The organism is Agrobacterium sp. rho-8.1 (assembly GCF_033957725.1).
Lineage (GTDB): Bacteria > Pseudomonadota > Alphaproteobacteria > Rhizobiales > Rhizobiaceae > Agrobacterium.
On record NZ_CP192790.1, the window covers coordinates 112,573 to 125,689 of the forward strand.

Consider the following 13,117-nt stretch of genomic DNA (forward strand, 5'->3'; position numbering starts at 1 on the left):
CGTCGTGGTGGCGCTAGCGCGGGTGGCTAAGAACACTTGCGTCCTGTTCGCAGAGAAATTGCCCCCGCCGTCACGTGCCAGATGTCATCTGATCGCATGGGCGTCCGCAGCATTCTTCTCGGTATTGACAGTGAGGGCATGCTATATTGCGGCCGTCATCGTCGACACCAGATTTCGTTGAATGACGATCCAGAAAACAACTACCCGTTAAAGAAGTTGCGCCAGGTGCCGCAACATCTTGCAACATTTCGGAATAAAGTCTTGCGTAGGATTCGATAGGGATAGAGCGAAGTGCGGTAAGGCCGCGTGTGTCACACAACAGCCCGGGGTGACGGGCCAAGAGTTATTGATATGACGATCTCCCCGCAGCCAGGAAATATCTCATTGACCAAAACGGTTGCGTCAGCGCAAGCCAAAATTCTGATCGTTGAAGACGACCGCGATATCGCGAGCATGTTGGTCGATCTGGTCAAAGGCAACGGCTTTGACGCCGCTTCGGTCACGAACGGGAGGGAAATGGATAAAATCCTTGCCCGCCATAGCTTTGATTTGATCCTCTTAGACGGAATGTTGCCTGGCGAAGATGGTTTCAGCATTTGCAGGAGACTTCGATCTTCTGGAAAAACACCGATACTGATGCTGACAGCGCTGCGCGATGATATAGACCGGATCCTTGGACTCGAGCTGGGGGCGGACGATTACGTCACCAAACCATTCAATTCACGGGAGTTGCTAGCGCGCATACGGAACATCCTGAGAAGAGCGTCTGCCCACGACGAGCCAGATGATGCACGCACGCCTTTGACGTTCTCGGGATGGCGGATAGACCCTAGAAGCCGTGAGCTTTTCGATGCCGAAGGTGCTCAGGTCTCTATGACGACCGCAGAGTTCGATCTGCTTTGGGCATTTTGCTGTCATCCGAACAAAATTCTCACGCGAGAGCAGCTTTTGGCGATGACGCACGCTGGCTCGGCTGGACCGGTTGAGCGTAGCATCGATGCTCATATCAGCCGTGTCCGGCAGAAGATCGAACCCAATTTGAAGGAGCCGACTTTTATCAAGACTGTACGGCTTGGGGGATACCTCTTTGCTTCACAGGTGGAAATTCTCTGATGAAGGGCCTTCGCTGCACATCCATCCGCAATCAGCTTTTTTTCCTCGCTCTCTTGCTGGTCGTTCTCGTTTCAGCCGTTGCGGCCACCACCGAGCCGTTCATTTACGGCCGTCATGACAAAGGAATCGAGATCGGTTTATTCGCTGGTCACGTCGAGATGGTGCTCGAACAGTTCGCGCGCAGCAAGACTCCCGTGGAAGAAGATGCCGCGCTTCGATTTGCCGACCAGGTACACATTCCGACTGAACGCGCATCGGCCGCTAAAGCGTCGATGGTGTATGAACCAGGCGCGCCCAACCGGGAAATTGTACTGCGCGTTAAAGAGCTCATCAACGATGGATTTTTGAGCGCTGTCCGTCAAGCGTTCGCGGATAGCACCAGTTCGTCTTGGCTGACTGTCAAAGTCGACGAAACCAGAGCCCTCTCATTCGAGATGCCTTATTTTCCGACCAGTGTCTGGCTTGCGCCCGCAATGGCAAGCGGGATTTTGAAGATTGTCATACCGCTCATATTGCTTGCTTATCTGGGTAGCTGGTTAATCACTGAACCACTCGTCCGGTTCGCGGCCGCTGCACGACGCGTCAGCATGGACGATCACTCCGAAGAGCCATTCAAAGCAGAAGGGGCATCCGAAATCCGGAGCCTGGCAGCGTCCCTCAACGTGATGCAAGGCCGTATTCAGACATTGCTGCGCGAACGGACCAGGGTCCTCCGGGCGATCAGCCATGACCTCCGGACGCCGCTCACAAGACTGCGCATGCGCATTGATCGATCAAGCGAACCTGCTCTCAGGGAATTAATGGTGGCTGACGTCACCATGCTGTCCTCGCTGATTGATGCCAGCCTCAGCTTTCTGGACAACAAATTCGAGCCAGCCCGCAAGGTGGATCTGTCGAGTTTGCTGCAAACGATTTCGGATGATTTTGCGGACACCGGCGTAAGCATTTGTTTTATCGGTCCGCGGCGACTGAAGTTCGTTTGCATGCCGCAGGGCCTGACGCGTGCAATTTCTAATCTCGTTGATAACGCCTCACGCTATGCCGAACATATCGAGATTCAACTGGAAGAACGCCGTGACGGCGTGATCATTAAAGTTTCAGATGATGGACCTGGCCTTCCGGATCACCTGAAGCAAAAGGTTCTCGAGCCTTTTTTCAAGGCTGATGAATCCCGGCAGACCGGTGCCAAAAGCGGAGGTTTCGGGCTGGGACTCTCAATCGCGCAAGGAATCGTCACGATAGGTCACAAGGGCCGGTTTACGTTGATGGACCGTGAGCCGAATGGGCTTGTCGTTGAAATGATCTTGCCGAAAGGGAATACGGTACACTTAAGCGCGTTGCCCTCCGATGTATCGATCGCCTGAAAGCGTTCGGAGCGCGCGAACATTTCCAAACATTACTGAAAACACAGCAACCTCCCTGTCAGCTATCGCTTCTCCAGCCACACTCGCCGCACGGCATTCACACCGGCTGGAGCAAACCATTGAAGAGCTTTTCCAAAGCCAGCATCAGCCTCGTCTTCGCCAGTTGCGCGCTTGGCAGTTGCACGACCGCAGACCCAACAGCCTATACCGGACTTGCCTCTGCGCAGCACCTCAAAGCTGACCCAAGTGACCGCAGCGGTCGTGTTCCCTATCGCTACAACAGTGGGACGAACTGGAAGCAGTATGACAAGGTTATCGTCGATCCCGTAACGGTCTATCGGGGCCCGGACAATCAGTTTGTCAAAGTCAGCGAGCAGGACAAAACGGCCCTGGCCAGCTATATGCAATCCCAGTTCACGCAGAAGCTGCGAACACGGTTTTCCGTCGTCAGTTCGCCCGCACCGGGAACGCTGCGCATCCATCTAACGCTGACTGGGGCAAAGACCACCACGCCCGTCCTCGGGCCGATCTCCCATCTCGATGTCGGGGGAGGGGTGTTCAATGCGGTGCAGGCTGCTCGCGACAAGGAAGGGTCAATGACCGGTTCGGTAGCCTACGCCGTCGAGATCTACGATGCGACGAACAACACGTTGTTGTCGGCCTATGTCTCCAAGCAGTACCCGAATGCGATGAATGTAGGTGCAAGTTTCGGGGCTCTCAAAGCGTCGCAGGTCGCGATCGACAAGGGTGCGGATGCGCTCCTGGCGCAATTGCGCCCGTGAGGATGAGCGCAACATAACGCAATAACAAACGATACACAGCAACAGACGCCAGATGCATGATGTCGCCTAGTCAATGGCTTTGGATTGTTGCTCCGCGCAACGATATGGCCAAACGGCTCAGCCCACAACGCCGGGCTGCGTTCAACGAAGGAGAAAGTTTATGAGACGTTATGTCATCGCTTTGAGTGCCGTCGCAGCTTTTGGTCCTATGACCGCACTGCCTGCCCATTCGCAGGTGGTCATCTATGATGACCAGTCAAACTCCTATCCCGTCGATGGGCGTACCGAATCCAACTTCCTGAATAAGTGGAACCGGCAACACGATGCGCAAGGCCGTTGGTCCGGGCAACAGTCGAGTTTTGGGCCTGATGACGTCATCACCTTGCTTGAGGATCGTGGCTATAGGGTTAGGAACGTTGAAGATGTTGGCCCGCGTTATCTGGTCAAGGCGACCCGGGGCGGCGACAACCTGCTCGTGAGCGTATCGCGGTCTGGCGATATCATGGGTGTCGTCCACGACCAATACTGAGACACGCAAGAGCTATGGTTCGTCCTGGTGGCTGGTCGAACCCCAGGTATCGGACATAGGCCAACCCAGCACGGATCTCAATCATCATTCAACGCCAAACGAGAGGCATTCCATGTCCAATCACCTTGAAGGCGATATCATTTCCCCGCAGGAGGCTCCCAACGGTGGGGTGATCCGCGTCGAGCGTGTATGGCAGCATCGCCACGATCTCGAGCTAAGTTCCCCTAAGCCGAGGTACGGTCCGTCGGCCCTGCTCGCGATCGTGGCGGGCGGACTTGTTCTTGCGACAGTTTGTGTGTTCGCTTATAGTAATTTCCCTTCGTCAAATGCTCAGGTCGCAACTGATGCGGTGGCATCCTATCCCGTCGGTCAAGAAAAAGTGGTCCCTTCGTCGACACTCCAAGACATCGTCGACACCACCCCTCCAACCGTGATGGTCAATGAAGCGGTAACCGAAGCTGGACCACCCGCCTTCACTGTCGTTCCGACGAAACGCCCTGTCTACGCAGCTGCAAGATCCAAGGAGACCGAGGCTATACCCAGTGTCGAGGCTATCGTACAAGCGGGCGGAGTTGCCCATTACGACCGATGCAGTCCTCGTTGCGAAAGCCAGGATCCACTGCTTGCCGACAAAATCTTCAATACAGCTCCCCCACGTCCCGACACAGTTGAGCGAAGGACAGCAGAACTGGAAGACGGTAATCGGACATCGGAGTTTGGCACCGCCGCACTGAATGGTGCCGGATATGTTTTGATTCAAACGGCAGCCTTGCCATTTACAACGCTTGAGCTGGGTCGAGATGCGGTGGTCAGCATGGCGGAGCGGGATTGATCCGCATTGCTCTCCACCGATCCCGCAAATCACGCTGCCTTAGCTTTTGAAGGCAAATACTCCAGAGGACCAGACAGTGTCTTTCGCGAAAACGAAAATGGGAACCGTTCTTTGTGTGCTCGCTCTGCCAGTCTTGTCAGGCTGCGTCGGTGACGATTATCCTTACGACCGTCGAGCAGGCTTTTCCAACAATCGGTATCTCGAGGCTGAGCAGCGCGATCGGGGTCGGGAAACATGGCAGCGGCAACAGGCCCGCCGCGAAGAAATCGATCGCCGAGACGAGGCGTCCTATCGGGAGGCCCGCGATCACCGACGCTTTTGTCAAAATGCGCCGTCCTCCGTCTTTTGCAGATAAGATTGAAGACATCGCGGTTCACCTGGCAGGTTATCAGCCTGTGAAGACGTCTCTACGCTCAACATACCGCTCCGGGTCAGCGCGGCGTCTCTGTTCAAGTAAACCATGCAGTTTTCGTGGATCGCGTAGCTATTTCGGTCGGCGATAAGTCATCGATGCAAAGGAGATGACCCATGTTCGATCCTGAATTGACGATAACGGACGTTCTCAAAGACGCGCTTATCCGCCAAATGATGCACGCTGATGGGGTCTCGTTAGATCATCTTAGGCGACTGCTTCATGAAGCGCGGGCTCGTCCCTCAGCGAAATCGGCAAGGATATCGTGATGCTGAGCACTAATCGTTCTTCAACTTGGCCAAAATCCCAGCTTCGAGCCGACAGGGCCTTTCTGGGGAATACGTCGATGATATTCTTGCGATCCGCGCGCCAAAAGTGTTCGCGGCGCTCGCGTCTGGCGCGATGCTTGGCGTGGCTGGATCGATCCTCAAGAGACTGACCGGGAATGAGATGGCGAGCCCTGAAGTTTTAGGGATCAGCGCGGGTGCGACCTTTGGGGTGGCCATCGCGCTGTTTGCCATTGCTCGGGGTTTTTTGGGCCAGTTCGTCTTTGCTGTTGGCGGTGCCGTCTCCGTTCTTACCGTTATTCTGTTAAGTTCGAGACAGTCCAATTTCGCTCCGGAACGCATTCTGCTGGCAGGCATTGCGCTCAGCGCGATGGTTAATGCGGTCGTCGGCATACTGAGTTCGACGGGAGACCCTAGAGCGGTCCTGCTGATGCGCTGGATGAGCGGCTCAACTTATTTGGTTTCACGCACGACCGCTGCGGCGGAAGTGGCCATGGGAGCAGTATTGATCGCAGCCGCTTTGGGTGCGCGCCGCTTGTTAAACATCCTCCCTCTTGGGCCAGCGATGTCAACTGCCGTTGGTATGCCTTTGGCAAAATCAAGATTGGCGCTATTTGCGCTCGCCGGACTTATGACCGCGGCCGCGACGCTGACCGTCGGTCCATTGTCCTTCGTGGGTCTAAAGGGGCCCCATCTTGCCAGGGAGGCGGGTGTCACGCGAGCCCTGCCGCAGATGATAGGTGCCGCCGTCATCAGCGGCGGGCTGATGGTCGCAGCGGATTTTATCGGTCGCACGATCGCCGCTCCTTACCAAATCCCTGCAGGCCTCGTCTCCGCTCTCGTCGGAGCTCCGTTCTTAATGTTTTTGTTGAGCAGGAGGTAATCTTACGACTAAACTCTGCGATTTCACGGGTGGTCGCGGGTTCGTAATTGTGCAAGGCGAAGCATGGGCAACACGTCGCTTAAAGAACCATTTCAACTGCCCTTAATAAGCGATGTCATTATGCAGGCTCTAAGGTGCAGCTTTATTTCGAAGCTCGGCAACAAGCGCCTCTTGCCGTGCCTGAAGGCTGCGCAGATCCTCGACGTCGGTCGACGTTCCCAGCCACTCGATAATGTTGCCATTCTCGTCGCGAACAGGAGTGGCGCGCGTGTGAAACCAGCGATACTCATCAGTGCTAGCTTCTCGAATGCGGTACTCAACTTCGAATCCACCCATCTCAGCAGCTTTCGACCAGTTCATGAGTGCAGTATCACGGTCCTCCGGATGCACCGGATCCAGCCAGCCCATACCATGGCTCTCAGATTCTGCCTGACCCGTATACACCGTCCACTGTGGGCCAGACCATGTCAGATTACCACCGTCGCCAGCGCGCCATACCAACTGCGGAATACCTCCTACAGAACTGTCGATCAATGACCGCTGTCTCAGTTTGGATATTGGAGGGGTGATTTGGTCCTAGACCCAATTCAGTCGTGCGGTGAAGCCAAGATCTCGGTTCGCATACGAATCTCGTACTGAGGGAATGTCGTAATAACGGGTTCGCCATGGGCGTCTGATGACTAGATTTGTGATAGCGGCTTTGGATTATGACAGGGTGCCGGGCGTCCACGAGACCACCGTCGTCAGCCCTGCCAAGCTTCGAAGGCAGTCGATTGTTGATCTTCCACAAGCTCTAATGCTTTGCGGGGACCAACAATCCGCCATTTTAACGGCCTCCGAGACTGGAGGAAATCGGAAGCCGGATTGTCAAAATTTGTAGCTCGCGCCTACCATGACCTTATGTTGGGTTGCTCCGATTTCGCCAATCGCCGACCCAAAGTCTTTGTTGCCAAAGTCAGAATACCGATACTCGCCACGCACAAGAATATTATCCGTGAAGGCATGCTCGACACCGCCGCCGGCTGTCCATCCAATCAGAATATCGTCTTTCTTGTCCGCGCCTGGAACATCGACCTTAACACCTGCCGCAGCGATACCGGCTGTAGCGAAGAATAAAGTGCGATCCCATGCATAACCAACACGACCGCGGCCCGAGGCGTCCCACTCGACGTTAGCGCCGCTGCTCTCTTCAAAATTATAGTTGAAGTCGTTCTCGATACCAAAAACGATATTTCCACGCTGAAAATTGTACCCAGCATGCGCGCCTGCTGAGCCACTGTCGAGATCCACGTCAGAGCCAAAGATTGACGCCTTATTCCAACTGTATCCGCCCTGCGCGCCGAGATAGAAGCCAGACCAATCATACGAGGAGGAAACCTGCTGCTCATTTGGAGCCGAAGGCTGCTCATACACAATATCTGCTGCAACAACCGGTGCTGCAGAAGACACTGCGAGCGCTGCAAGCGCAAAAATTTTAAATTTCATGTGATCGTTCCTGTGTTGAATGGCGGAACAGGCAACCCGCGACTGTCTAGCCCTGTTCGAGAACGATTATGGCCTAAGCGGTTGTTGCAGAGTGTCTTTTCACATTATGTTATGTTGCAATGTGGTCTTTACTTTCTTTGGTGCTAGACCAGTGGCGGATGCAGTCATGGAAGGTCCCCGGATGTCGCGGTGGTTGGTGTTCCCGTGGCGATCACGCGCTTCACCAAGCAAACTCAGCAATTGACAGGTGGATATTCCGTCTGCTTGCATAACTTGAAGGATCAGCGGGTCATTGAGAACGTCTTGAAGCGTCAACTCGGTTTGCGACATACTCGTCTCCTTTGTTTGGAGAGCTTATGCGCTCGCCACGTAACCTTGCGATGTCGAAAACAAGTCGACATAGAGGCAAGGTGTTCAATAAGATTGCAATTTCGGACGGGATGCGGACTCGATAGACAGTGACTTTGTGTGAGGAGCGTCTGACAGAGACCTAACAGCCGACGTCACCACTCCGACCTGCCGACAACGGTGCCACGTGAGCTGTCGGCATGACCGAACCTTGTATCAGGCACCGGCTTAGCGAGAAACTCATTCCCTTTAAGGAAGGCCTCGCTGTCCCACGCTTAGCATTGCCAAACCTTCCATCGCGAGAAATGTCGGTAGGAAAAGACTCTGAGTTCATGACGGGTAAGTTGCGAAGGTCCGGGAAGGGGGAGCCTGGCGGCTAGATCTTATCCGCCAGGCTCAGTTTGGTCAGCTAAATCTAGCTAGCAAACGAGTTCTCAAAGGTGAAAGAACCAGACTTATTGCTAAAAGAAAACGTTCCGGCCTTCTGTACGACTTCGGCCGGCAATTTTGCCGAGAAGCTTCCCGAGCGGCTACCGAACGAGTAGTTCCCGGTGACAGCGCCATCAGCACCAATGGTAACCGTGGAAGCGACGGTCGTGGCACCGCCGCTCACGAGATCGAGCATATCGCTGTTGATTTCAATCATCTTGCTCATGTTAGTCTCCTTTGGGTTGGTTAGTCGTGAAGGTCAGACCAGGAAGGTCGTTCCCTTTGCTGGATTCACCGACTGGCGATGGCTTTTAGCGGATCCGTGATCCAGTCGGTGAAGTGTCGGCGATCTGTAATGATATCGCCGATGAGTGTCATACCGGGCGTCAGTTGGCGATCCTCGCCGTAGGCGGAAACGCTGGTACGATCGAGGCTGACGGTGACCCGGTAGACGGGATCTGTGAATGAGATTGGAGCCAATAATTCGCCTTCGCGATAGGTCGAGCGCGAAACTTGGGCGACGTGGCCAACAATCACTCCAAAGCGTTGGTAGGGAAAGGCGTCAATCCTGAGCCTGACGTCCTGGCCGATCTGGACCAGACCGGCGGCTCGTGACGGCAAAAGCAGATTTGCCTCAAGAGAACTTCCCGCCGGAACAAGTGCTGCCAAGGGGGACTGAGCCACAGCTGTCTGACCAGGCTGCGCCTGCAGAGCAGCAACCCTACCGGCAACGGGTGCAACGACGACGTAAGCTCGATCAATCTGAAGCTGAGCCAGCGACTGCTGAAGTTCGCTGCGAAGCCCCTGCAACTGGGCGAGCTTATCGTTCTGCTCAGCGGGTAGACTTGTCAGTTGCGACTGCACATCATCCAGATCGCCCTGGCGCTGTGCATGTTGGCGCTCCAGTTCGTAAATTACACTTTTCTGCGATAAGATTTGCTGCTGCAGGCGCGACAATTCAAACTTTGTGCCGCTGCCCCCCACTTGGAGGCCGGCGTAGCGTTCAACATCTCGCGTTTGAAGATCCTTGAGTTCGCGTTCTGACAAGAGCCGGCGGGTTTGCGAGGCAAGCTCTTCGGCAAGACCGTGAAGTCTTGCAGCCAGTCGACGACGCTCTTCATCAAAGCGTGCTTCGGCCGCTTCAATTTGTATATCAAGGGACTGGATGCGGGACACAATCTGCAGGCGCAGTTCCTCGCCAACCTTCCCTTGAGAACCGGTTGTCTCCAGCGAAAGCTCTACCATCGGCTGGCCTTGCGTGACCAGGTCGCCTTCACGGACCAGGACCTTGGAAATGACGCCTCCTTTTGTGGCATATAATTGAGCCAGGCCACCGGTTGGCGTGACATATCCCTGGACCGTCTCCTTTCTTGCGTAGGTACCGGTCATCAGATACGAAGCCCCGACGACGACCACGACACCCAGCAACACCGTCATCACGCCATAACTCGCGGGCTGTGCAATCATCACCTCACCACGCAACCTGCGACGATGTTCAATTGCTTCGGGTCTAAACAGCGTGTCGCTCATGGCACCACCTGCAATGGCTGCGCCGGGATTTCGCGGTGCAATTCGCGAACCTCGCCTGCCTCGATGGCGAAGATACGTGACGCCCCTTCAATAGCGCCAGGGCGATGGGCGACCATAATCTGGGTTATACCGAGGCCCCTGAGAGACTGCATAACGCGACGTTCGGACAAAAGATCGAGATTGGCTGTTCCTTCGTCAAGGAACAGGATTTTGGGTCTTTTGTAGAGAGCTCTCGCCAGAAGCGCGCGCTGTTGCTGCCCACCCGACAATGTTGTGCCCAGGTCTCCAACCAGTGTCATATAGCCCATCGGCATACGTTCGATTTCTTGGTGGAGATCGACCTTACGAGCTACACATTCGACCTGCGCCATATCCATCTCTGGATCGAAGAAGGCGATATTATCCGCAATCGTGCCCGCAAAAAGCTGGTCATCTTGCATCACCACGCCAATTTGCGCGCGATAGGCTCGCATGCCGACAGCACTGAAGGTTAGACTATCAACCAAGACCTCCCCTTCACACGGCGGATAAAGCCCCATCAACACCTTTAGAAGTGTCGATTTTCCACCACCGGAAGGTCCGACAAAGACCACTGACTGACCCGCCCTGATGTCCAGCGAAACGTCCTTCAGCACCCAGGTTTCCCGCTCGGCGTAACGGAAGGAGAGATTGCGTAAGCTAAGACCGCCCATTACAGGGCGAAGTGTGGTCGAGCCGGCCTCGATACCAGGCTCCGGATCCTGGTGCACCGCGTCAGACAGTCGCTCGAGGTGCAGTCCCGTCATGCGAAACTTGAAGCACTGTTCTACGAATGACAGCGCAGCGTTGCTGAATTGGCCACGATAGGATAGAAAGGCCAGCAACATGCCGAGCGTCATCTCACCTCGGATGATCGCGCTCGCACCGATATAGAACACCAGAAGCAGTTCTCCGCCTGTGACAATCGACAGCCCGGCCGTGCCTTTTAGGCCGATTTTTTGAAGGCGCACATTATTGTTGAGACTGTCAACATAGGCATTCTGCCATACCCCGTGTCGTTCCAGTTCTCGGCCAAAGAGCTTGAAAGCCCGTGCGCCGCGGATGGTTTCCAGGAAAACACTGTCCACTCTCGCTTGATATTGAATCCCTTCGTTGGTGAGATTGCGCAACCAAGGAAATGTGATCAACCTTGTGCAAATGAAGACTGCTAGTGAGGCCAACACCACAAGCGCAAGATAGGGCGCATAGACGAGCATGACCGCGAGGGTGAGGATTGCCATCAGCCCGTCCAGAATACCTGAAACCAAGCCACCCGTTAAAAGATCCTCAACAGGTTGGAGGGAATTAAATCGAGATAAAATGTCGCCGAGGCGACGCTTCTCGAACCAAGGCACTGGCAAACGCAAAGCGTGACGAAGCAAATTACCACGCATCTGGAACGTCAAAAGGGTGCTGAAGTGCATCTGAACATAACCACGCAGCAATGTGGTTGCGCCTTGGATCAACAATAAGAGGCCGGCACCTATGACGATAATGTTCAGGAGGCTGAAATCGCCTTTCGCGATCGCTTCATCGACGATCAATTGATTGATCAGAGGTGACACAAGAGCAAAAAACTGAAGCGAAGCAGTAAGAAGGAGGATTTGAACAAGGCTTGGAATAAACCCAGCGCTCCTTGACCACAAATCCGTCAGGTGCACCCGTTCGACTTTTTGGCGTTTTTGAAATGAAGCTGCCGGTGTGAGTTCCAGCGCAACTCCAGTGAAATGTGCAGACGCTTCAGTTAGGGTAAGATGTCTGTATCCACTCGCTGGATCGTGTATTTTGATCCATTTCCTGTTGGCACGACTGAGAACGACGTAGTGCGACATATCCCAGTGAAGGATGCAAGGGGTCTTCAACTGGCCCAAGCCGTCCATTTCTACCTTCAATGCCCGACCGGTAAAGGCAAGGTCGTCAGCAATGGAAATCAGACTCTTGAGGGTGGTTCCTTTGGCCGATACCGCATGGCGTCTTCGCAGTTCGGACATTGTCACGAGATGGCCGTGATGCGAAGCGACCATAGCTAGGCATGCAAGCCCGCATTCCGCGGCTTCCGACTGTAAAATTGGTACAATTCGAGAACGATTGTTCATGACATCGAGAAGCAACGGACAATCCTCCTGCGTGTTTGATTGCAACAAGCGTATTGGAAGTTCAGCGCGTTTCACCGACTTACTGAGCAGCGGCTTTATTCAACGAGCTTTTGAAAACAGTTTTAACGTTGGCTTGTCCCAGGGTGCATTCAGCGCGACACACTATCCCAAGGCTTCCCAGCGATATCTTGTCCCGGTTTGCGAATTCAGGAAGCCCTGTCGGCAGTCTCCAAGCACTAGGCGTTATTGCCTTGCTTCCGTATCGTCCGCAGTCCTTTTTTTGGGAATGATGTCTGTCATTGAAATCTCCCCGCAACCGCCCTGGGGACGTGAAAGGCGGAGGCACTAGTTCAAACATCTTTCATCAAAACCACCCTTGGCTTAGGTTTTTAGCTTGTGATGGAACCTACTTTGGGCGCGCGTTGCTGTGTGTTTCAATTTGTTGCGAAATGTTGAGGCTTCAACAGTCGGATAATCGACTGGGTGAATACGACATAGAATACCGTTTAAAATTCACCGTATTTTTCGATGATGCTGGCGGCCAGGACACGTTCGCGGCTATCCCAAGGGCACTTCGTCAGGCTTTGACGCAGGCGAAAATTGATCAGCCCGATGTCCGATAATGTACGGGGCGTTCGTCAGTGTTGTACAAATCTCGGTTAAACATTTTGGAGGAATAAATGAGCGTCTGTTAGGACATGGAATTTATGACTCACTGCCATTGATCGACTGCAAGACACTTTAAGCGCCCTTCGGAGATCGGGCCATTCCTGTCCTGAGCCGGAAGACTCTGAAAGAGATAGCCAACGGCCTTCCTGTTACGGGTCCGGCGCGAGCCATGGTAGACGTGACGCGCAAAGGCTTATAGGCGGGATACCGGTTTTCTAGTTCGGTTGAAAATACCTGAGCTGTCTTGTTAGTGCCTTACGGTCCGCCACTTGCTTCCGTTTCACACCCAATTCCAATGCTCGCCAGATATCATCATGGCCATTGTTCGTGTTAATAGTCT

12 protein-coding genes and 1 pseudogene are annotated in these 13,117 nt (G+C 54.3%); 6 read left to right on the plus strand and 7 right to left on the minus strand.

What is annotated here, in order from left to right; translation table 11 throughout:
* The first annotated feature begins 351 nt into the window (after positions 1-351).
* The 5 genes from RMR21_RS23210 (at position 352) to RMR21_RS23230 (ending at position 4,620) form a co-directional block, all read left to right on the plus strand.
* Complete coding sequence (locus RMR21_RS23210; RefSeq protein WP_498672254.1) at positions 352-1,113, plus strand: response regulator; 762 nt, start codon at positions 352-354, stop codon at positions 1,111-1,113.
* Positions 1,113-2,477, plus strand: a complete 1,365-nt coding sequence (locus RMR21_RS23215; RefSeq protein WP_498672256.1) for an ATP-binding protein — start codon at positions 1,113-1,115, stop codon at positions 2,475-2,477. The genes RMR21_RS23210 and RMR21_RS23215 overlap by 1 nt, the downstream gene beginning before the upstream one ends.
* Positions 2,478-2,596: 119 nt before the next feature.
* Positions 2,597-3,259, plus strand: coding sequence for a DUF3313 domain-containing protein (locus RMR21_RS23220; RefSeq protein WP_498671930.1), 663 nt, complete (start codon positions 2,597-2,599; stop codon positions 3,257-3,259).
* Positions 3,260-3,419: 160 nt separating this feature from the next.
* Positions 3,420-3,788: a hypothetical protein gene (locus RMR21_RS23225; protein ID WP_498671932.1), complete on the plus strand. Its 369-nt coding sequence runs from the start codon at positions 3,420-3,422 to the stop codon at positions 3,786-3,788.
* Positions 3,789-3,900: 112 nt separating this feature from the next.
* Positions 3,901-4,620, plus strand: coding sequence for a hypothetical protein (locus RMR21_RS23230; RefSeq protein WP_498671934.1), 720 nt, complete (start codon positions 3,901-3,903; stop codon positions 4,618-4,620).
* 136 nt (positions 4,621-4,756) lie between these two features.
* Here RMR21_RS23230 and RMR21_RS23235 read toward each other — a convergent pair whose 3' ends face one another.
* Positions 4,757-4,945: a hypothetical protein gene (locus RMR21_RS23235; protein WP_498671936.1), complete on the minus strand. Its 189-nt coding sequence runs from the start codon at positions 4,943-4,945 to the stop codon at positions 4,757-4,759.
* 417 nt (positions 4,946-5,362) lie between these two features.
* On the opposite strand from RMR21_RS23235, the pseudogene RMR21_RS23240 reads away from it, so the two are divergent.
* Positions 5,363-6,202 (plus strand): annotated as a pseudogene (locus RMR21_RS23240) (iron chelate uptake ABC transporter family permease subunit); the annotation flags it as partial.
* Positions 6,203-6,331: 129 nt separating this feature from the next.
* On the opposite strand, the gene RMR21_RS23245 reads toward RMR21_RS23240, so the two are convergent.
* The 6 genes from RMR21_RS23245 to RMR21_RS23270 form a co-directional block, all read right to left on the minus strand.
* Positions 6,332-6,703 (minus strand): PAS domain-containing protein, encoded by a 372-nt coding sequence (locus tag RMR21_RS23245; RefSeq protein WP_498671937.1) that lies wholly within the window; start codon positions 6,701-6,703, stop codon positions 6,332-6,334.
* A 366-nt stretch (positions 6,704-7,069) separates the two neighbouring features.
* A complete protein-coding gene (locus RMR21_RS23250; protein WP_498671939.1) occupies positions 7,070-7,687 on the minus strand; it encodes an outer membrane protein in 618 nt (205 codons plus the stop codon).
* A gap of 99 nt (positions 7,688-7,786) precedes the next feature.
* Positions 7,787-8,017, minus strand: coding sequence for a hypothetical protein (locus RMR21_RS23255; RefSeq protein WP_498671941.1), 231 nt, complete (start codon positions 8,015-8,017; stop codon positions 7,787-7,789).
* Between the two features lie 433 nt (positions 8,018-8,450).
* Positions 8,451-8,690: a flagellar hook protein gene (locus RMR21_RS23260; protein ID WP_416409714.1), complete on the minus strand. Its 240-nt coding sequence runs from the start codon at positions 8,688-8,690 to the stop codon at positions 8,451-8,453.
* A 65-nt stretch (positions 8,691-8,755) separates the two neighbouring features.
* Positions 8,756-9,994, minus strand: coding sequence for an HlyD family secretion protein (locus RMR21_RS23265; protein WP_498671944.1), 1,239 nt, complete (start codon positions 9,992-9,994; stop codon positions 8,756-8,758).
* A complete protein-coding gene (locus RMR21_RS23270; protein ID WP_498671947.1) occupies positions 9,991-12,123 on the minus strand; it encodes a peptidase domain-containing ABC transporter in 2,133 nt (710 codons plus the stop codon). The genes RMR21_RS23265 and RMR21_RS23270 overlap by 4 nt, the downstream gene beginning before the upstream one ends.
* Positions 12,124-13,117: the final 994 nt, after the last annotated feature.

Bases quoted from the DNA above. Each gene is read 5' to 3' on its own strand.
- RMR21_RS23210 (WP_498672254.1), top strand. From the start codon at position 352: ATGACGATCTCCCCGCAGCCAGGAAATATCTCATTGACCAAAACGGTT.
- RMR21_RS23215 (WP_498672256.1), top strand. From the start codon at position 1,113: ATGAAGGGCCTTCGCTGCACATCCATCCGCAATCAGCTTTTTTTCCTC.
- RMR21_RS23225 (WP_498671932.1), top strand. From the start codon at position 3,420: ATGAGACGTTATGTCATCGCTTTGAGTGCCGTCGCAGCTTTTGGTCCT.
- RMR21_RS23230 (WP_498671934.1), top strand. From the start codon at position 3,901: ATGTCCAATCACCTTGAAGGCGATATCATTTCCCCGCAGGAGGCTCCC.
- RMR21_RS23250 (WP_498671939.1), bottom strand. From the start codon at position 7,687: ATGAAATTTAAAATTTTTGCGCTTGCAGCGCTCGCAGTGTCTTCTGCA.
- RMR21_RS23255 (WP_498671941.1), bottom strand. From the start codon at position 8,017: ATGTCGCAAACCGAGTTGACGCTTCAAGACGTTCTCAATGACCCGCTG.
- RMR21_RS23260 (WP_416409714.1), bottom strand. From the start codon at position 8,690: ATGAGCAAGATGATTGAAATCAACAGCGATATGCTCGATCTCGTGAGC.
- RMR21_RS23265 (WP_498671944.1), bottom strand. From the start codon at position 9,994: ATGAGCGACACGCTGTTTAGACCCGAAGCAATTGAACATCGTCGCAGG.